Source organism: Symbiobacterium terraclitae (genome assembly GCF_017874315.1).
In the GTDB taxonomy this organism is placed as follows: domain Bacteria; phylum Bacillota; class Sulfobacillia; order Symbiobacteriales; family Symbiobacteriaceae; genus Symbiobacterium; species Symbiobacterium terraclitae.
This window is the reverse complement of record NZ_JAGGLG010000029.1, coordinates 1-17,479: the sequence shown is the minus strand read 5'-3', so window position 1 is coordinate 17,479 and position 17,479 is coordinate 1. Positions and strand designations below refer to the sequence as shown.

15 protein-coding genes and 2 tRNA genes are annotated in these 17,479 nt (G+C 67.6%); all 17 read left to right on the top strand.

Annotation, left to right across the window (positions count from 1 at the left end):
• The first annotated feature begins 37 nt into the window (after positions 1-37).
• The 17 genes from J2Z79_RS18970 (at position 38) to rlmH (ending at position 17,028) form a co-directional block, all read left to right on the top strand.
• The gene (locus J2Z79_RS18970) at positions 38-514 is read left to right on the top strand and encodes a DUF2232 domain-containing protein (protein WP_342589502.1); all 477 of its coding nucleotides are present in this window, start codon (positions 38-40) and stop codon (positions 512-514) included.
• Positions 515-528: 14 nt separating this feature from the next.
• On the top strand, positions 529-975 hold the full coding sequence (rplI, locus tag J2Z79_RS14390) for a 50S ribosomal protein L9 (RefSeq protein ID WP_209467588.1): 447 nt from the start codon (positions 529-531) through the stop codon (positions 973-975).
• Positions 976-1,050: 75 nt separating this feature from the next.
• The gene (gene lonC, locus J2Z79_RS14385; RefSeq protein WP_209467623.1) at positions 1,051-2,988 is read left to right on the top strand and encodes a Lon family ATP-dependent protease; all 1,938 of its coding nucleotides are present in this window, start codon (positions 1,051-1,053) and stop codon (positions 2,986-2,988) included.
• A gap of 114 nt (positions 2,989-3,102) precedes the next feature.
• The gene (dnaB, locus tag J2Z79_RS14380) at positions 3,103-4,443 is read left to right on the top strand and encodes a replicative DNA helicase (protein WP_209467587.1); all 1,341 of its coding nucleotides are present in this window, start codon (positions 3,103-3,105) and stop codon (positions 4,441-4,443) included.
• 212 nt (positions 4,444-4,655) lie between these two features.
• Positions 4,656-5,954: an adenylosuccinate synthase gene (locus J2Z79_RS14375; RefSeq protein ID WP_209467586.1), complete on the top strand. Its 1,299-nt coding sequence runs from the start codon at positions 4,656-4,658 to the stop codon at positions 5,952-5,954.
• A 102-nt stretch (positions 5,955-6,056) separates the two neighbouring features.
• Positions 6,057-6,130: transfer RNA gene (locus tag J2Z79_RS14370), tRNA-Gly, on the top strand.
• 36 nt (positions 6,131-6,166) lie between these two features.
• Positions 6,167-6,242 (top strand) — tRNA-Thr (locus J2Z79_RS14365).
• Between the two features lie 130 nt (positions 6,243-6,372).
• Positions 6,373-7,089, top strand: coding sequence for a lytic transglycosylase domain-containing protein (locus tag J2Z79_RS14360; protein WP_209467585.1), 717 nt, complete (start codon positions 6,373-6,375; stop codon positions 7,087-7,089).
• Positions 7,090-7,224: 135 nt separating this feature from the next.
• The gene (locus J2Z79_RS14355; protein ID WP_209467584.1) at positions 7,225-8,535 is read left to right on the top strand and encodes a M23 family metallopeptidase; all 1,311 of its coding nucleotides are present in this window, start codon (positions 7,225-7,227) and stop codon (positions 8,533-8,535) included.
• A 207-nt stretch (positions 8,536-8,742) separates the two neighbouring features.
• Positions 8,743-9,246 (top strand): YpiB family protein, encoded by a 504-nt coding sequence (locus J2Z79_RS14350; RefSeq protein WP_209467583.1) that lies wholly within the window; start codon positions 8,743-8,745, stop codon positions 9,244-9,246.
• A gap of 207 nt (positions 9,247-9,453) precedes the next feature.
• Positions 9,454-10,308 carry a peptidase MA family metallohydrolase gene (locus J2Z79_RS14345; RefSeq protein WP_209467582.1) on the top strand — a complete coding sequence of 285 codons (855 nt, stop codon included), beginning with the start codon at positions 9,454-9,456 and terminating at the stop codon, positions 10,306-10,308.
• A 76-nt stretch (positions 10,309-10,384) separates the two neighbouring features.
• Positions 10,385-11,092 (top strand): winged helix-turn-helix domain-containing protein, encoded by a 708-nt coding sequence (locus J2Z79_RS14340; protein ID WP_209467581.1) that lies wholly within the window; start codon positions 10,385-10,387, stop codon positions 11,090-11,092.
• 16 nt (positions 11,093-11,108) lie between these two features.
• Positions 11,109-12,887 (top strand): two-component system histidine kinase PnpS, encoded by a 1,779-nt coding sequence (gene pnpS, locus J2Z79_RS14335; protein WP_209467580.1) that lies wholly within the window; start codon positions 11,109-11,111, stop codon positions 12,885-12,887.
• Positions 12,884-14,248: a hypothetical protein gene (locus tag J2Z79_RS14330; protein ID WP_209467579.1), complete on the top strand. Its 1,365-nt coding sequence runs from the start codon at positions 12,884-12,886 to the stop codon at positions 14,246-14,248. Before pnpS ends, J2Z79_RS14330 begins: the two co-directional genes overlap by 4 nt.
• Before the next feature lie 52 nt (positions 14,249-14,300).
• On the top strand, positions 14,301-15,161 hold the full coding sequence (gene yycI / locus J2Z79_RS19200; protein WP_209467578.1) for a two-component system regulatory protein YycI: 861 nt from the start codon (positions 14,301-14,303) through the stop codon (positions 15,159-15,161).
• A 47-nt stretch (positions 15,162-15,208) separates the two neighbouring features.
• Positions 15,209-16,483, top strand: a complete 1,275-nt coding sequence (gene murA / locus J2Z79_RS14320; protein ID WP_245302793.1) for a UDP-N-acetylglucosamine 1-carboxyvinyltransferase — start codon at positions 15,209-15,211, stop codon at positions 16,481-16,483.
• A 59-nt stretch (positions 16,484-16,542) separates the two neighbouring features.
• The gene (rlmH, locus tag J2Z79_RS14315; RefSeq protein ID WP_209467576.1) at positions 16,543-17,028 is read left to right on the top strand and encodes a 23S rRNA (pseudouridine(1915)-N(3))-methyltransferase RlmH; all 486 of its coding nucleotides are present in this window, start codon (positions 16,543-16,545) and stop codon (positions 17,026-17,028) included.
• Positions 17,029-17,479 lie beyond the last annotated feature (451 nt).

Genomic DNA, 17,479 nt, shown 5'->3' with positions numbered 1-17,479 from the left:
GAGCAGTACCGGATGATGGCGGACATGCTGCAGCGGGATCCGGTGGGGCTCGCTGCTGCCGGCCTCGATCTTCTTCTCGGGCGTGGCCAGCAGCGCGGTCAACTACATGCTCTGCCGCTTCACCCTGCCGCGCTTCGGCCACGAGGTGCCCGCGTGGACGCCGTTCGCGGAGTTCCGCCTGCCGACCTGGTCCGTCTGGCTCTACGCCTCCCTGGCACTCCTGGCCCCGTTCTTCCTGAGCGGCGACATGGTCTCGCTGCCGTGGTGGGGGAAGCTGCTGCTGAACGTGTTCAGCCCCCTCATGATGATCTTCATGCTGGCAGGTGTGGCGGTGGCGTACGGCTACCTCCGAAAGCGCGGGCTCAGCGGCGGCTCCGCCGCGCTGATCGTGATCCTGGGTACGCTCCTCCTGGGCCCGCTGGGGCCGCAGCTCCTGGTGCTGCTGGCCATGTGGGATACGGTGTTTGACGTGCGCGGGCTCGGGCACGGTCTCTGGCGACGTCAGCAAGGCTGATTGGAGGGATGGTCGTGAAGGTGATTTTGAAGGCCGACGTAAAGGGCACGGGCAAGAAGGGCGAGACCGTGGAGGTGTCTGACGGCTACGCCCGCAATTACCTGCTGCCCCGGGGCCTGGCAGTGGCGGCCTCGGCGGGGGCGCTGAAGTCCATTGAGGTCGAGCGCCGGGCGCAGGCCGAGAAGGAGCAGCGGCGCATCGCCGAGCTGAAGGCCCTCCGCGACCAGTTGGACGGGCAGACCATTCGCCTGCCGGCCAAGTGCGGGGAGGGGGGCCGGCTCTTCGGCTCCGTCACCAACAAGGACGTGGCGGAGGCCATCTCCCGCCACATCGGCAAGGAGTTCGACCGCAAGGTCATCGAGATCAGCGCGCCGATCAAGACGCTGGGCGTCCACACGGTGGAGCTGAAGTTCGGCCATAACATCAACGGTAAGGTCAACGTCGAAATCGTACCCGAGTAGACAGGCTGCGGCCCGGCCGGATTCCGGTTGGGGCCGCCGTCTTTGGGGAGGAGGTGCGGGGTTCCGCCCAGAGTGATGAAGGAGATTCTGGACAAGCTGATACGCGGCGCCCGGCCGTCCGATTCCGAAAGCCTGAATCGCCGGCTCTCTGCGGAGGAGCAGGTGGGCCGGCAGGTGGGGGCGCTCTTCGGACTCCTCACCAACGTCTGGGGGCCGGAGCGCCTGGTCGTGAAGGCGGGCAAGCTGGACGCGCTCGGGCTGATGAAGTCGGACCGGGTGGAGGAGCAGGTCCTCGCGCTGCAGCGCCTGGTCTACGAGGATCCCACGCTGGACGTGGTGCCCCAGGGCGAGGAGCTGCTGCGGGCCATCGACCAGCTGGAGAACGAGATCGCCGACCTGGTGGCCCGCCGGACGGTCGAGGACAAGATCGAGAAGAAGATCCAGGCCCGCATGCAGGAGCGGCAGGACGAGTACTACCGCGAGATCAAGCAGCAGGTGCTGAAGGAGGACGCGGGGCCCGAGACCACCTCGACGCTGCAGCGGCTGGAGCGCCTGGAGGCCCTGGATAAGATCTCGCTGCACCGCTCGGCGGCGGAACTGCTCAGGCCGCGCAGCCTGAGCGAGGTCGTCGGCCAGGAGCGGGCGATCGCCGCGCTGCTGGCCAAGGTCGCCTCACCTTTCCCCCAGCACGTGATCATGTACGGCCCGCCCGGCGTCGGCAAGACCACCGTCGCCCGGCTCGTGCTGGAGAAGGCCAAGCAGATGGCGCACACGCCCTTCGGCCCGGACGCGCCGTTCATCGAGGTCGACGGGACTACCCTCCGCTGGGACCCCCGCGAGGTGACGAACCCGCTCCTGGGCTCAGTGCATGACCCCATCTACCAGGGTGCGCGCAGGGATCTGGCGGAGAGCGGGGTGCCGGAGCCGCGCACCGGCCTGGTGACCGATGCCCACGGAGGCGTGCTCTTCATCGATGAGATCGGCGAGATGGACCCCATGCTCCAGACCAAGCTGCTCAAGGTGCTGGAGGACCGGCGGGTCACGTTTGAGTCCAGCTACTACGACGCCCACGACCCGAACGTGCCCAAGTACGTGAAGAAGCTGTTCGAGGAGGGCGCCCCGGCGGACTTCATCCTGATCGGCGCGACCACCCGCGATCCCAGCGAGATCAACCCGGCCCTGCGCTCCCGCTGCGCCGAGGTCTTCTTCGAGCCGCTGACTCCCTCCGACATCGTCCTCATCGTCGAGCAGGCCGCGGCGCGCATCGGCGTCAGCCTGGCCCCCGGGGTGGCCGAGATCCTGGCCGACTACACGATCGAGGGCCGGAAGGCGGTGGGGATCCTGGCCGACGCGTACGGCCTGGCCCTCTACCAGGCCGGGGAGGCCGGGGAGCCGGACCGGCCGGTCACCATCTCGCAGGAGCACGTGTACGAGGTCATCCAGGCCAGCCGCCTCTCGCCCAACGTCGTCAAGAAGGCGTCTCCGACCGCGGAGGTCGGCCGGATCTTCGGGCTCGGCGTGCTGGGCTACGTCGGCTCGGTGCTGGAGATCGAGGCGGTGGCCTTCCCCGCCCGGGAGAAGGGCAAGGGCGTGCTGCGCATCAACGACACCGCCGGCTCCATGACCAAGGACTCGCTGTTCAACGCCGCGGCGGTCGTGCGGTTGGTGACGGGCGAGGAGCTGTCCAACTGGGACGTGCACGTCAACGTGGTCGGCGGCGGCCGGATCGACGGGCCCAGCGCCGGGACGGCCATCTACCTGGCGATGATCTCCGCCATCCAGGGGCGGCCGATCCGGCAGGACGTCGCCATCACCGGCGAGGTCTCCATCCGCGGTGCCGTCCGCGCCATCGGCGGGGTGTACGAGAAGATCTACGGCGCCCGCCAGGCCGGCATGGCCCGCGTGGTGCTGCCGGAGGAGAACCGCAAGGACGTGCCGCGGGGTGTGTCCGGCATCGAGATCTGCTTCGCGTCGACCATCGAGGAGGCCATGGCGCTGGTGCTGGCCGAGTGATGCCCCCGGCGCTAGCAGGGTTCGATCGGCAGCTTGTCGAACAAACATGCACCGCGCTCGGGCGCGGGTCGGCTGGGCGCCGGCCCGCGCCTCTGCATGAGGGGGTCTGACGCGATGAATGCCTTCAGCGAACGCGTCCCGCCACAGAACCTAGAGGCAGAGCAGTCGGTCCTGGGCGCGATGCTCATCGACCGCGAGGCGGTCATCGCCGTCTCGCACAAGCTGGTCCCCGAGGACTTCTACTCCGACAGGCACCAGCATCTCTTCGCCGCCATGGTCTCCATCTACAACCGCGGCGAGCCGGTGGACCCCATCACGGTCCAGGACGAGCTGACCAAGACCGGCAAGCTGGAGGAGGTGGGAGGCCTCACCTACCTGACCAGCTTGATCAACCTCGTGCCCACGACCGCCAACGTCCTCCAGTACGCGGAGATCGTGGAGGCCAAGGCCACGCTGCGCCGCCTGCAGACCGCGGCCCGCCGCATCGTGGACGAGTGCTACACCGCCGAGGACGTGGAAGCGACGCTCCAGGAGGCGGAGAAATCGATCTTCGCGGTGACGCAGCGCCGGTCGAGCAGGGGCTACCTGCACATCCGCGACGCCCTGGTGACCGCCTACGGCCACCTGGAGCACCTCTATACGTCGAAGGGCAAGACCACCGGCGTGCCCTCCGGCTACCGGGATCTGGATGCCATGACCTCGGGCTTCCAGCCCTCGGACCTGATCATCGTCGCCGCCCGGCCCTCGGTGGGCAAGACGGCCTTCACCCTGAACATCGCCCGCAACGCCGCGGTCCAGTCCAGGGCCCGGGTCATGTTCTTCTCGCTGGAGATGTCGGCGGAGCAGCTGGCCCTGCGCCTGCTCGCCTCCGAGGCGATCGTGGACGGGCACAAGCTGCGCACCGGCCAGCTGCAGGACGAGGACTGGCAGCGGCTGGGCACCGCCCTTTCCGTTCTGGGCGAGAGCGAGATCTACATCGACGACACCCCCAACATCCCGCTGCAGGAGCTGCGTGCGAAGGCGCGCCGCCTGTCTCAGGAGCGCGGGCTCGACCTGATCATCGTCGACTACCTGCAGCTCATGACGCTGCCCCAACGCCCCGGCGCACAGGTCAACCGGCAGCAGGAGATCTCGGAGATCTCCCGCTCGCTGAAGGCGCTGGCGCGCGAGCTCAAGGTGCCGGTGATCGCCCTGTCGCAGCTCTCCCGCTCCGTGGAGCAGCGGCAGGACAAGAAGCCGATGCTGTCGGACCTGCGCGAGTCCGGCGCCATCGAGCAGGACGCCGACCTGGTCGCCTTCCTCTACCGGGAGGACTACTACGACCAGAACACCGACAAGAAGGACGTCGTGGAGGTCATCCTCGCCAAGCACCGCAACGGGCCTGTCGGCACCGTGGAGCTGCTCTTCATGAAGGACATCCAGCGGATGTACGGGCGGGAGCACCGGCGGTCGTAGCGCAGCTAAGGAAATTCCGCGTCGCTGAACGATGCCGCGAAGTCGCGTGAATCGCGAGATGCGAACATTCATATCCACAGCTGTGGATAATGTTCGCGGTGCGCGTTGACACTCCGAGTTTCCGAATGGTACACTGTGCGTGGAATTCGCTGAGTGCGACGCCGGGGCTTCCGATGCGGAGCCCCTGCGGCTTTCGTACGGAGGTGGCCCGGATGCCGGTAGTAGTCGTGATGGGCGCACAGTGGGGCGACGAGGGGAAGGGCAAGTTCGTGGACCTGCTCGCCGAGAAGGCGGACGTGGTGGTGCGCGCCACGGGCGGATCCAACGCAGGTCACACGGTGTGGGTGAACGGGCAGCAGTATAAGCTCCACCAGGTGCCGTCGGGCATCCTCTACCCGGGAACGCTCTGCGTGATCGGCCACGGGGTGGTGCTTGACCCGCAGAAGCTGCTGGAGGAGATGGACCGCCTGGCCGGTCAGGGGGTCGACCTCTCGGCCCTGCGCATCAGCGGCGGAGCCCACATCGTCTTCCCGTACCATATTCGCCTGGACAACGCCGAGGAGGACCGCAAGGGGGACCAGAAGATCGGCACCACCCGCCGCGGCATCGGACCGGCGTACATGGACAAGTTCGCCCGTTCGGGCATCCGGCTTGTGGACCTGATGGACCCGGAGGAGTTCCTGCCGAAGCTCCGGGCGCAGGTGGAGGTCAAGAACCAGCTCCTGGAGAGGGTCTACGGCCTGCCAGGCTTCACCGTCGAGGAGATTGCGGAGCCCTACCTCGAGTACGCGGAGCGGCTGCGCCCGTATGTCGCCAACACGGTCGAACTGGTCAACGACGCCATCGACGCCGGCCGCAACGTGCTCTTCGAGGGTGCGCAGGGCCACCTGCTGGACATCGACTTCGGCACCTACCCGTTCGTGACCGCCTCCCACCCCATCGCCGCGGGCGCCATCATCGGCGCGGGCGTCGGGCCGACCAAGGTCACGCGCGTCGTCGGCGTCGTGAAGGCGTATACGTCCCGGGTCGGCGAGGGCCCCTTCCCCACCGAGCTGCTCGACGAGCAGGGCGACCGGATCCGTGAGGTGGGGCACGAGTACGGCACCACCACCGGCCGTCCCCGCCGCATCGGCTGGCTCGACCTGGTGATGGTCCGCTACGCCTGCCGGGTCAGCGGCATCACCGACCTCGCCGTTCCGCACCTGGACACCCTGGCCAAGACAGGCCTGCCGGTGCTGAAAGTCTGCGTGGGCTACCGCCTGCCCGACGGCACGGTCACCCGGGAGTTCCCGGTGGGCCTGAAGGCGCTCAGCCAGGTGACGCCTGTCTACGAGGAGCTGCCCAACTGGGAGTGGTCCGACGACCTCAGTTCGGCTCGCCGGGTCGAGGACCTGCCCGAGGGGGCGCAGCGGTACATCAGCCTGATCGAGGAACAGACCGGGGTTCCGGTCTCCATCCTCGGTGTGGGCAGCGAGCGGACGCAGGCCATCTACCGCTCGTCCATCTTCTAAGCAGCAGACCGGGGCGGCTGGCAGCCGCCCCGCTATTTTCACTGGGATTCCGCCTTGCATTCGCTCCGGGGCCTAGCTATAATAGGCTGTGTCGAGGAGCTTGCGGGTGTAGTTCAATGGTAGAACATCAGCTTCCCAAGCTGAGAACGTGGGTTCGATTCCCATCACCCGCTCCAACAGCGACGGAGACGATCGGCGTCTCCGTTTTCTCTGCCGATGTAGCTCAGCCGGTAGAGCAGCTGATTCGTAATCAGCAGGTCAGGGGTTCGAGCCCCCTCATCGGCTCCAGACGCCCCGAGGTCATGTGGACCTTGGGGCTTTTCCTATTGTCTGCATCGACAACACGCGACAAAAATCGCGTTGCCGGGATGGTAAGATATACCTCGGATGGCAACGCGTGTAATCGGAGGGTTGATCGATGCGGAAGACACGCCGCCCCAGGCGGGACCTGGTGGCCTTGCTGGCTTTTCTGGTGCTCTTCTCCTGGCACGGGTTCTTCGGCAGGCTGGAGGCCGCGGCGGTGCCGGAGCCCCTGCCTGTATATGCGGTGGAGCCGCAGCTCCCGGAGCAGGAGCTGCTCGTGGCGAACCGACGGCAGATCGCCGTGGCCAGAGCGCAGCAGGCCGCGGCCTGGACCGCCTCGGCCGCGGTGCACGACCTGGCCGGGGAGCAGCTGCAGCAGGTCAGGCGGAGCGAGGCGCTGCGACGGCATCAGTTGGACCGCATCGCTGACCTGGTTCCGCCGGAGTTCCAGCAGATGGTGCTGGACCTCTCCGCCGAACACGGCGTGGACCCGCGCCTGGTCGCGGCCGTGGGCGCCGTGGAGAGCCGGTGGAACCCGAACACGGTGGGCAGCCACAACGACACGGGCCTCATGCAGATCCTGCCCAGCACTGCGGCCTGGATCGCCGGGCGCCTGGGCTGGTCGGAGTACGACCTTTTCGACCCGTGGACGAACCTGACCATGGGCATCTGGTACCTGAAGGTGCTGCACCGGGAGTACGGCTCCTGGGAGAAGGCGTTGGCGGCGTACAACGGCGGTCCGCGTCACGCCCACCTGGGTGCGGCGCACCCATACGTGGGGCGGGTGATGCGTGTCTACGGCGGGCCGGTGGTGCAAGACCCGATACTCTGACGGTATTCTGAGCCTATCCAAATCATAGAACGATAGTCAGGGCCCGGGGTCTCAATCTCCAGCGCGCAGGGAGGAAACGCTCGATACTTAGCGAAACAATATACCTTGTTATGGTTCAGGAGGAGGTGGACCCGCTTGCCTCGCCGCCCCCTATTGCTCGTGGTCCTCGCGACGGTCATGTGCCTGGGAATCGCCGCCGACCTCGGCTGGCGGCATCTGCAGCATCAAAGGGATCCGGCGGTGGCAGCGAGAGAGCAGGCGGGTTCCGAAGCTGCGGACCCGGAGGACGCCCAGCTTGCAGCCCTGAGCGACGCTGACTCGCGCCTGCGGCAGGAGGTGGCCTCGCGGACGGCCACCGGCCCCCGGGCCGCGCGTGAGCCGCTCATCGCCGGGCAGATCTCCCAGGTGCCGGTGCTGAAGAAGGCCGTCGCGATCACCGTCAACGGCACGGAAGTGGTGGCGGTGGCCGACGAGGCGGCTGCACAGGCGGTGCTGGACGCCATCCTCGGCGCCTACGAAGAGACCTACCTGGGCGACGCCTCGGTGGTCGAGGAGCTGACCTTTGCCGAGTCGGTGGCCTGGAGGGCGACGGAGGTTCCGGAGGACGAGATCAAGACTGTCGAGGAGGCCGTCAACGTCCTCCTGCTGGGCACGGACGCGGTGGCCACGTACACGGTGGAGTCGGGCGACACGGCCTGGGGCATCGCCATGGACTACGACCTGACCACCGACCAGCTGGCCAAGGCCAACCCCGGCGTCGACCTGGAGCTCCTCCATCCCGGTCAGCAGCTGACCATCACCTACAAGGAACCCTACGTGCACCTCCGCTCCGTCGCACAGCGGGTCGTGGAGGAGGGCATCCCCTTCGCCGAGCAGACGATTCAGGACAGCAGCCTCTGGCCGTGGCAGTCCGAGATCATCACCGCGGGACGGTGGGGCACCCGGCTGAAGACGCTCCGCGAGCACCGGGAGGACGGCGTGGTGGTCTCCGCCGAGGTCCTGGACAGCCAGGTGATCGCCGAGCCGCAGGTGCAGGTGCGCAAGGTGGGCATCAAGCAGGTGCCGGACATGGGCACCGGGTCGCTGGTTCTGCCGGTGGTCGGTGAGATTACCTCCCATTTTGGGCCGCGCTGGGGATCCTGGCACAACGCCATTGACATCGCGGCGCCGTCGGGAACGCCCGTGCTGGCTGCAGACAGCGGCATGGTGATCTTCAGGGGTTGGAGCGGCAGCTACGGCAACCTGGTGCAGATCGACCACGGCGGCGGGAAGATGGTCACCTGGTACGCCCACCTGTCCGCCTTCAACGTGAGCGTCGGCCAGACGGTCAACAAGGGCGATGTGATCGGATACGTCGGGAGCACCGGGTACTCCACGGGGCCGCACCTGCACTTCGAGATCCGCATCGATGGAACGCCTGTCAACCCGCTCAACTACTACCCCTGACAAGTGACTCCAGGGCCGCCGGGCCAACGCCCGGCGGCCTTTTTGCATGCCTCTGGAGGGGGATGCGCAGGCTATCCCGGGACAGGTAAATCCCACACAGCGAGGAGCATCTCCCCAGGAGGAGATGCGCAGATATTGGGCGAATCTTGCTTCAATAACGACCTTAGCTTCAGCCCGTCTCGAGTTGATCTCCAGGGAGGGTACGGAATGGAGAGGCCCAGGGGGACCAAGAGCAAGGCTGATCAGATCAAGGCGTTTCTCGCCAGGTACCAGCCGAAGCTGTCGGAGGCGAGGGGATTTCTGCAGTTCATGCTGTCCAAGGAGGAGATCCTCCGCCGCACCGAACTCGTGACGGACCTCACCGGCGCCGAATGCGCCATCCTCGTCTCGGCCAAGGGTTCCGGAACGTGGCCGTTCCTTTTCCGGCGGGGGGACAAGGTGTACACGAAAACCTCGCAGGCGGTCGTCGAACTGATGAAGTCGGTGCCCGAGCGCATCGCCCTGTGCCTCTCGACCGAACCTCCCGAGTGGAGCGAGGAGAGGCAGGAGTTCCTCGAGATGCTGGCCAGGTGGCACGACGAAGTCTTCCGTGAGGACCTGGACCGCGTGACACGCCGCCAGGAGCTGCTGCGGCAGATCGACGAGGCCCTGGAGCGCGGCGACCGGGGTGCATTCCAGCAACTGGCCGCCGAGCTGCGCCGGCTCGACTGAGCGAAGTCCATAGCGCTGCACAGCAGGGTTCATCGGGACGATGGACCCCTTCTTATTGCATGGACCACTCATCATGCAATCAGGTCGCATCGTGCAGCGACCGCAATCTGGCACTGCTCCCAGCCGCCGCACATGGCTGTTCATGCCCCGATATTCTATACTCAAGCCATGCATACGCTACTTTACTAGCCTGGGAGGTGCGGCGGTGTGCGCGGGCAGAGGGTGAACCGAGGCCTCCTTGCCTCGCTGGTGGCCGCCGCGCTGGTCCTCTGTGTGCTGATCGGCTGGGCGCCGGCGCGTGCGGCCGTCTACCGCTACTATCGTGAGCACGGCAGGGCGCGCGCCCTGGCGGGGCTGCCCGGCTTCGACAGCCAGGGCTCCGAGCGGTTCGTGCTCTACTACCGGCCGGAGGACGCAGACCTGGCTGCCCTGATCCTGGAGGTGGCCGAGGCCGCGTACAGCCACGTGGTGGCGCAGGTGGGGCACCGGCCCGAGGGGCGTGTGCCGCTGATTGTGTACGCGGACCGGGCGGAACTGCGGGCCGCCTTCGGCTGGGGCAGCGACCAGAGCGCGGTGGGGGTCTACTGGCGGGGAACGGTGCGGCTGCTCTCGCCGCGGGTCTGGCTCGCGGCTTCTGACGAGTCCGAGCTCAGGGAGTCCTTCCTGCGGCGCAACCCCCTCGCCCACGAGCTGACGCACTACGTCCTGGACGAGCTGACCGACGGCAACTACCCGCGCTGGTTCACCGAAGGGCTGGCCCAGCGCGTCGAGGAGCAGGCCACAGGCTACCTCTGGCTGGAACCCGGGGCCTCGCTCGACCAGGCGCTCTACACGCTGGAGGAGCTCACCGCACGCTTCGACGCCCTGCCCAACCAGGCTCTGGCCTACCGCCAGAGCTACCTCCTCGTCTCGTACATCGCCGAGCGCTGGGGAGAGGGTGCGCTGGCCGGGCTGGTCGCCCGCCTGGGGCAGGGCGTGCCGTTTGACCGGGCGGTGGAGCAGAGCCTGGACAGGGCGATGACGGAGGTCTACCGCGACTGGCTGGCGTCGGTCCTGCGCTGAAGTTGCCCCGTCCGGAAGGAACGGGTGGCGAACTCAGCGAAAAGGCGGTCTGTAAGGAATGTGAGGAGAGGACACGATGGCAGATCGCATTCTGGTGGTCGACGACGAGCGGCCGATCGCGGAGATTCTGAAGTTCAGCTTCGAGCGCGAGGGCTTCGAAGTGGAGATGGCCTTCGACGGCGAGGAGGCCGTGGCCAAGGCCAGAGCCTCCCAGTTTCACCTGGTGATCCTGGACATCATGCTGCCCAAGCTGGACGGGTTCTCCGTCTGCCGGGAGATCCGGAGCTTCTCGTCGGTGCCGATTCTGATGCTGACGGCCAAGGAGGCCGAGATCGACAAGGTGCTGGGGCTGGAACTGGGGGCGGACGACTACGTGACCAAGCCCTTCAGTCCCAGGGAGCTGATCGCCCGGGTGCGGGCGATCCTGCGGCGCACCCGGAGCGCCGAGTCCCAGGGCATCCACAGGGGCTCGTCCGACGAGATCCTGCGGGAGGGCGACATCACCATCAACCTGACCAGCTACGAGGTACACAAGGGCGACCGGCCGCTGGAGCTGACGCCCCGGGAGTTCGAGCTGCTTCGCTTCCTCGTCAGCCACGCCGGGCAGGTCTTCTCCCGCGAGGCCCTGCTGGAGGAAGTATGGGGCTACGACTACTACGGCGACGTGCGCACCGTGGACGTGACGGTGCGGCGGCTGCGGGAGAAGCTGGAGGAGAACTCGGCGCGGCCCGAGTACATCAAGACCCGCCGCGGCGTCGGCTACTACTTCCAGCGCTTCGCCTAGCGGAGGAGGGGAGCGCGTGCTCCGCAGCATTCAGGGCAAGTTGGTGGTGGTCTACCTCCTACTGATCGTGGTCGCGATGGAGCTCGCGAGCCTCTACCTCATGCGCGAGCTGGAGCGCAGCTATATCGGCAAGGTACAGGACGACCTGCATCAGAGCGCACAGCTCCTGGCCGGTCAGCTCTCCAACTTCGTCGTGGACGACCGCCTGGATGCCGCCGTTGTCGACCAGTACATGGAGCGCTGGCCGGGCGAGGTGCTGGTGCTGGACGCCAACGGCGTGGTCATCGGGGCCACTGCCCGACTGGCCAACCGGGACCAGCTGCTGGGCCTCAAGTTCAGCCATGACGACGTCTCCCCGGCCTTCTTCGGCAACACCAACCGGCGGATCGGCCAGGAAGGCGCGCGGCGCATGGCCTACGAGGCGGTACCGATTACGGTGGCGGGCAACGTGGTCGGGGTCATCTACCTGAAGGACAGCCTGGAGGAAGCGTACGCCCGGCTGAGCGACCTGCGCGACATCCTGCTGGTGGCGACGCTGCTCGCCATGGCCTCGACGGTGGTGCTGAGCTTTGCCCTGGCGCGCACGATCACCGGGCCGATCCGGGAGCTGACCCGCACGGCGGCCGAGATCGCAGGCGGCAACTTCGACCAGACGATCGCCGTCCACTCCGACGACGAGATCGGCAAGCTGGGCGAGATGTTCAACCGGATGAGCCGCCGCCTGAAGGAGACCATGAGCGAGATTCAGGACGAGAAGAGCCAGGCCGAGGCCATCCTGACCCACATGGCGGACGGCCTGATGGCCCTGAACGGCAGCGGGCGGATCATCCGGTTGAACCCGGCTGCGGAGCGGATGTTCCAGGTGCAGGAGGCGCAGGCCATCGGGTGCCGTCCGGAGGAGCTGGCGGAAGGCTCCGGCCTTGAGGAGGCGCTGCTGGAGGCCTGGGGCCACAGCAGCGCCCTCAGCCGGCAGGTCCGCCTGACGGACCGCGTGCTTCAGGCCTACATCACCCCGCTGAAGGGGGAGAGCCAGCAGACGGCCGGCACGGTGATCGTGTTCCACGACATCACCGAGCTGGAGAAGGTGGAGGCGATGCGCCGCGAGTTCGTCGCCAACGTCTCCCACGAGCTGAAGACGCCGCTGACCACGGTGAAGAGCTACGTGGAGACCCTGCTGGACGGTGCGGCCGAGGATCCCGAGGTGCGCACCCGGTTCCTGCGGGTCGTCGACGCCGAGACCGAGCGCATGGCCCGGCTGGTGCGCGACCTGCTCCGGCTGACGCACATGGACGAGGGCACGAGCCGCTGGACGCTCAGGCCGCATGACCTGGGCGCCCTGGTGGCCGAGGTCACTGCCCGGCTGCGGGTGCAGGCGGAGCAGAAGCAGTTGACCGTGGAGTGCGAGGTCGCACCGGGAACCCCGGAGGCGGTCTGCGACTACGACAAGATCCAGCAGGTGGTGGTCAACCTGCTGGCCAACGCCATCGAGTTCACGCCCAACGGCGGCCAGATCCGCATCACAGTGGAACCGGCGCCCGGTGAGGTGCGTGTGACGATTCGGGACACCGGCATCGGCATTCCCCCCGAGGACCTGCCCCGGATCTTCGAGCGGTTCTACCGCGTCGATAAGGCCCGCTCCCGCACCATGGGCGGCACCGGGCTCGGGCTCTCGATCGCGAAGCAGATCGTCGAGCTGTCGGGCGGGCGCATCGGCATCGAGTCTGAGGTCGGCCGCGGCACGGCGGTTACCTTCACCCTCCCCGCCGTGGCTGCAGCGGAGGTGAACCCCGTATGAGGCTGGCCTCCGGACGCCGCGAGGCGCTGCTGAACCTCCTGCTGCTGGTGCTCGTGGCGACGAGCCTGCTGCTGTCGGCGCGCATCTGGACCCCCGCCCCCCTGTTCGGCGATCCCGGGACCACGGAGCCCAACGTGAAGCTGCAGCCACCGCCGATCGTCCGCGAGATGCCCGAGGTCTTCCGGCCGACGCGCGTCAGCATCCGTGACGGCGAGGGGGGCTGGGCCGAGGTGCACGCCGGCTCCCCCACGTACAGAACGCTCTGGCGGCCGATCCGGCAGGCCATCACCGGGCTGGACGTCGGCGGCGGACCGACGCTCATCGGCCGCGTGCCGGACCTCTCGCAGGCGGGGCCGTCGCTGCAGCTCCACCTGCCCGTCGCCCTGATGGTCAGCGAGTGGGCGGATCTCTGGCAGTGGAATGTGACCGCATTGCGCAATGGCGCCATCTGGGTGGACCGCCTGACCATCGTGTTGGGCGAACCGGCCTCCGTCTACCTTTCCGGCCCACCGGGCTTCGCCCTCCACCTGGCGGACCTGCCGGGCGAACAGCGGAAGGCGCTGGCAGATCGCATCGAGCAAATCGACCCTTCGCTGTTCAGGCCCTACCGCTCACTGGAGCTGGAGGACCTGGGGCTGACGGCGCTGCCCGACGTGGTCGTGCCGGAGGTGAAGCAGATGCCGGCGGCGCGGATCACCGTCTCACTGCCGGACGAGCGGGAAGAGGAGCTGCGCTACTTCCCCGACCTCACGGTCGTGCGGCGGATCGACGAGCGCGACGCCCGCAGCCTGACTGACGGCCAGCGCCTGCTGCGCATCACGGGAACGGGACTGCTGCAGTTCCGCACGGCGGATGCGTCCGCCGACGAGGAGGTGCCGAGGCTGGCCCGTGCGCTGGAGATCGCGCGGCAGTGGGTGGGCTCGCTGGGGGGCTGGCCGCAGGACCTGGTCCTGCGCCGCTACGTGCGGGAGGAGCAGCGCGGCCGGCTGGAGTTCGGGGTGAACACCGGCTGGACGTACCCCGTGGAGTCCCTGCCCGGCGCCGTGCAGGTGCACGTATCGGCTGCACAGCGGGTGGTCTACTTCGAGCGGGCACCGACCGTCCAGAACGTCACCTTCGACGGCGAGCCGCTGGCCATCATCACGCCGGAGGCCGCCCTCGCCCATGCCCTGCCGGCGGCGCCGGTCCTGAAAACGGAGCCGGTGCGGTCGATGTACCTGACCTACCTGCTCAAACCGGGTGCGGACGGGTCGGGCCAGTGGGTGGCCGATCCTACCTGGGTCATCCAGGCGGGCGACACCCTGGTCTACATCCACGCGGTGGCGGACGAGCACCCGCGTCCGCCGAAAGTGGTGCATTAGGGCGGACAGACCGTAACCTTTCGGGCACTCCGTTCGTTTAGGAGGTGGGGGAGTGGACTGGACAAGGGCCCGGGCGATCCTCCTGGTTGCCTTCACCGTGGTCAACCTGCTCCTGGCCTTCTCCCTGTGGGGTCCCAAAGGCGATCTGGCCACCGCCGAACCCACGGCCCGGTGGCAGCTGGTGCAGCTGCAGGACAGGCTGGACGAGCGGGGGCTGCTGCTCCCCAGCGGCATCGCCCTGCCGGCGACGCCGGGCCCCATGTATTTCCTGCGCGTCGAGTTCCGCCCACACCCCGGAAAACGGGTGCACGCCAGCGAACCCTCTGAAGGGATCGTGTCTGCCTCCGACGTTCGCTACCGGCATGACCCCAGTACCCGGGAGACGGTGTTCGAGCCGGTGGACCCGCGCAGCACGCCCGCGCCGGACCTGGCCGACCGCCTGGCCCTCCGCGCCGCCGCCGAGCAGTACCTGCGGTCGCATGGCCTCCTGCCGGCCGGTGCCCAGTTGTCGGGCGTCTTCCGGCGGGAGTCCGGCGGGGCAATGGTGGAGTACGTCCCTGTGTACGACGGGCTGCCGGTCTACTCCGGCTACGTCCGCGTCTACTTCAGCGAGCGGGGCGTCGTGCGGGTGGTTCAGCACTGGGTGGAGCCTGTCGGTTTCAAGGAGGGCGCGCCGAAGGCGGTGCGTCCGGCAGCGGAGGCGCTGCTGCGGCTGGCCGGCCACCTGGAGCAGGAGAGCAAGCACGTCCGGACGATCGTCGACGTGCGGCTCGGGTACTACTCCGGGCCGTCGGTGACGGTCTCTGCGGCCGGCGAGATCAGCGCGTGGGAGACGGTGCCGGTCTGGCGCATCACGCTGGACAACGGGCTGGTCTACTACGTGAACGCATTCAATGGTGAACTCGAGTCATGACCCTGGTATTCCAGTATGACTGCCAGACCGGCAAGGAGGAAAGGCTCTTGACCACGTTGACGATTCGCGGCGGCCGCCCCCTGACGGGAACCATCCGGGTCAGCGGGCGCAAGAATGCGACCCTGCCACTGATCGCCGCGACACTGCTTGCGGACGGGACCAGCCGGCTGGAGAACGTTCCGCAGATTCACGACGTGCTGGTATACCGGGATCTGCTGATCGGACTGGGCGCCCGCGTGGACTGGGACCCGGTGCGCGGCGTCCTCACCGTACACACCAACGGCGTGCGTCCGGGGGAGCCGGACTACCACCTGGCGACCTCGATCCGCGCGTCCTACTACCTGCTGGGCGTCATGCTGGCCCGGTACGGCGAGGCCAGCGTGCCCCTGCCCGGCGGGGACAAGATCGGCCACCGGCCGGTGGACCAGCACTTCAAGGGGCTGCAGGCCTTGGGTGCGGAGGTCTGGATGGACCGGGGCATCATGCGCGCCAGGGCCCGTCGCCTGCGCGGCGGGACCGTCTACCTGGACATCGTCAGCGTGGGCGCGACCATTCAGGTGATGCTGGCCGCCGCCCTGGCGGAGGGCACGACGGTCATCCAGAACTGTGCCCGGGAGCCCCACGTGGTCGCGGTGGCCAACTTCATCAACGCCTGCGGCGGGAAGGTCTCGGGCGCGGGCACCGACACGATCCGGGTACGGGGCGTGCAGCGGCTGACGGGCGCTGCGCATACGGTCATCCCCGACGACATTGAGGCCGGCACCTGGATGATGGCCGCCGTCATGACCCGGGGTGACGTGACGCTGCAGAATGTGATTCCCACGCACATCACGCCCATCATGGCCAAGCTGCGCGAGGCCGGCGCGGAGATCCACGAACTGGGCGATGCGGTGCGGGTGATCGGTCCGGACCGGCCGCAGGCCATCAACCTGAAGACGCTGCCCTACCCCGGCTTCCCCACCGACGCCCAGAGCCAGATGACCGCTTTGCTCACGCTCGCCAGTGGGACGAGCTATGTCACCGAAACGCTGTACGAGGACCGGTTCCGCTTCGTGCCGGAGCTGGTGCGCATGGGCGCCCAGATCCGCGTCGAGGGCCGGACGGCCATCGTGAAGGGCGTCGACCGGCTCTACGGCGCGCCGGTGGAGGCGACCGACATCCGGGCGGGCGCAGCCCTGGTGCTGGCCGGCCTGGCGGCGGAGGGCGAGACGACGATCTACGGCATGGAGCATGTGCAGCGTGGCTACGAGAAGTTGGAGCAGAAGCTGCAGGCCCTCGGCGCACAGGTGAAGATGGAGCGACAGGGAGTTGCGGTGGGTTAGCGGAAGAATATAGGCGGTGCCAAGCGGCACCGCCTCATCTGGTTCTTGGGGGGCTGGCCTTGCGTATTCGCCTGATTACGGTGGGCAGGGTGAGAGAGCGCTACCTGCAGGAGGGCATCCGGGAGTACCTGAAGCGGCTGGGCCCGTATGCCCGGGTCGAGGTGGTCTCGGTGCCGGACGAGCCGATCCCGGAGGGCGCTGCGCCTGCCCAGGAGGAGCAGGTGAAGCAGCGGGAGGGCGAACGGATCCTGCGCGCCCTGGGCCAGGGTGGGCAGGAGCACGTCGTGGTGCTGGACGGCCGGGGGAAGAACCTCTCGTCGGAGGAGCTGGCGGCCTTCCTTTCGGAGCGCGCCCTGCACGGTGAGCCGAACCTGGCCTTCGTCGTGGGCGGCTCGCTGGGGCTCGCCCCGGCGGTGCTGCAGCGGGCCGACACGCTGCTGTCTCTCGGGCGGATGACGTTCCTGCACCAGATGGTACCGCTAATCTTGCTGGAGCAGATCTATCGGGGGTTCAAGATCAACCGGGGGGAGAAGTACCATAAGTAGTCTTGCTCTGCCCCGCGCACGTCCCCCGGCCCGACCGCGAAAGGTCGGGTTTTCGTGTGCGCTGGGCAGGTGCTCACTTGAGCAGGCTGGCAGCTTGTGAGGTGGCGTTGACGTTATGAGCGGGCGTAGTTCTCGTCGCAGAACGAGTCTACGTTCAACCAACAGGGGTGTGGTCCAGGGCCCCGCGAGGCGTTTGGCTGATCTGTGTTGACTTAGCTCCCACCACTTTTCCATGGGCTGGACCGCCGCGCGATCGGCGCACGCAACCTGACGCAAGTGGTGCTGCTCTGGCGGATACGGCGCCCTTGCTGAAAACTTGCGACACTCCGTAGATGGATAACGTACGTTTGGTATATCCTCTAGGAGCCTGTCCGGGTAACCGCACGTGAGATAGGGGCAGACTCCCAATGATTGGATATCAACGATCGTGCCTACTTCTTCATGCGCTGTC

Coding starts and splice junctions, on each gene's coding strand:
- lonC (WP_209467623.1), top strand. CDS start 1,051: ATGAAGGAGATTCTGGACAAGCTGATACGCGGCGCCCGGCCGTCCGAT.
- dnaB (WP_209467587.1), top strand. CDS start 3,103: ATGAATGCCTTCAGCGAACGCGTCCCGCCACAGAACCTAGAGGCAGAG.
- J2Z79_RS14375 (WP_209467586.1), top strand. CDS start 4,656: ATGCCGGTAGTAGTCGTGATGGGCGCACAGTGGGGCGACGAGGGGAAG.
- J2Z79_RS14360 (WP_209467585.1), top strand. CDS start 6,373: ATGCGGAAGACACGCCGCCCCAGGCGGGACCTGGTGGCCTTGCTGGCT.
- J2Z79_RS14350 (WP_209467583.1), top strand. CDS start 8,743: ATGGAGAGGCCCAGGGGGACCAAGAGCAAGGCTGATCAGATCAAGGCG.
- J2Z79_RS14340 (WP_209467581.1), top strand. CDS start 10,385: ATGGCAGATCGCATTCTGGTGGTCGACGACGAGCGGCCGATCGCGGAG.
- J2Z79_RS14330 (WP_209467579.1), top strand. CDS start 12,884: ATGAGGCTGGCCTCCGGACGCCGCGAGGCGCTGCTGAACCTCCTGCTG.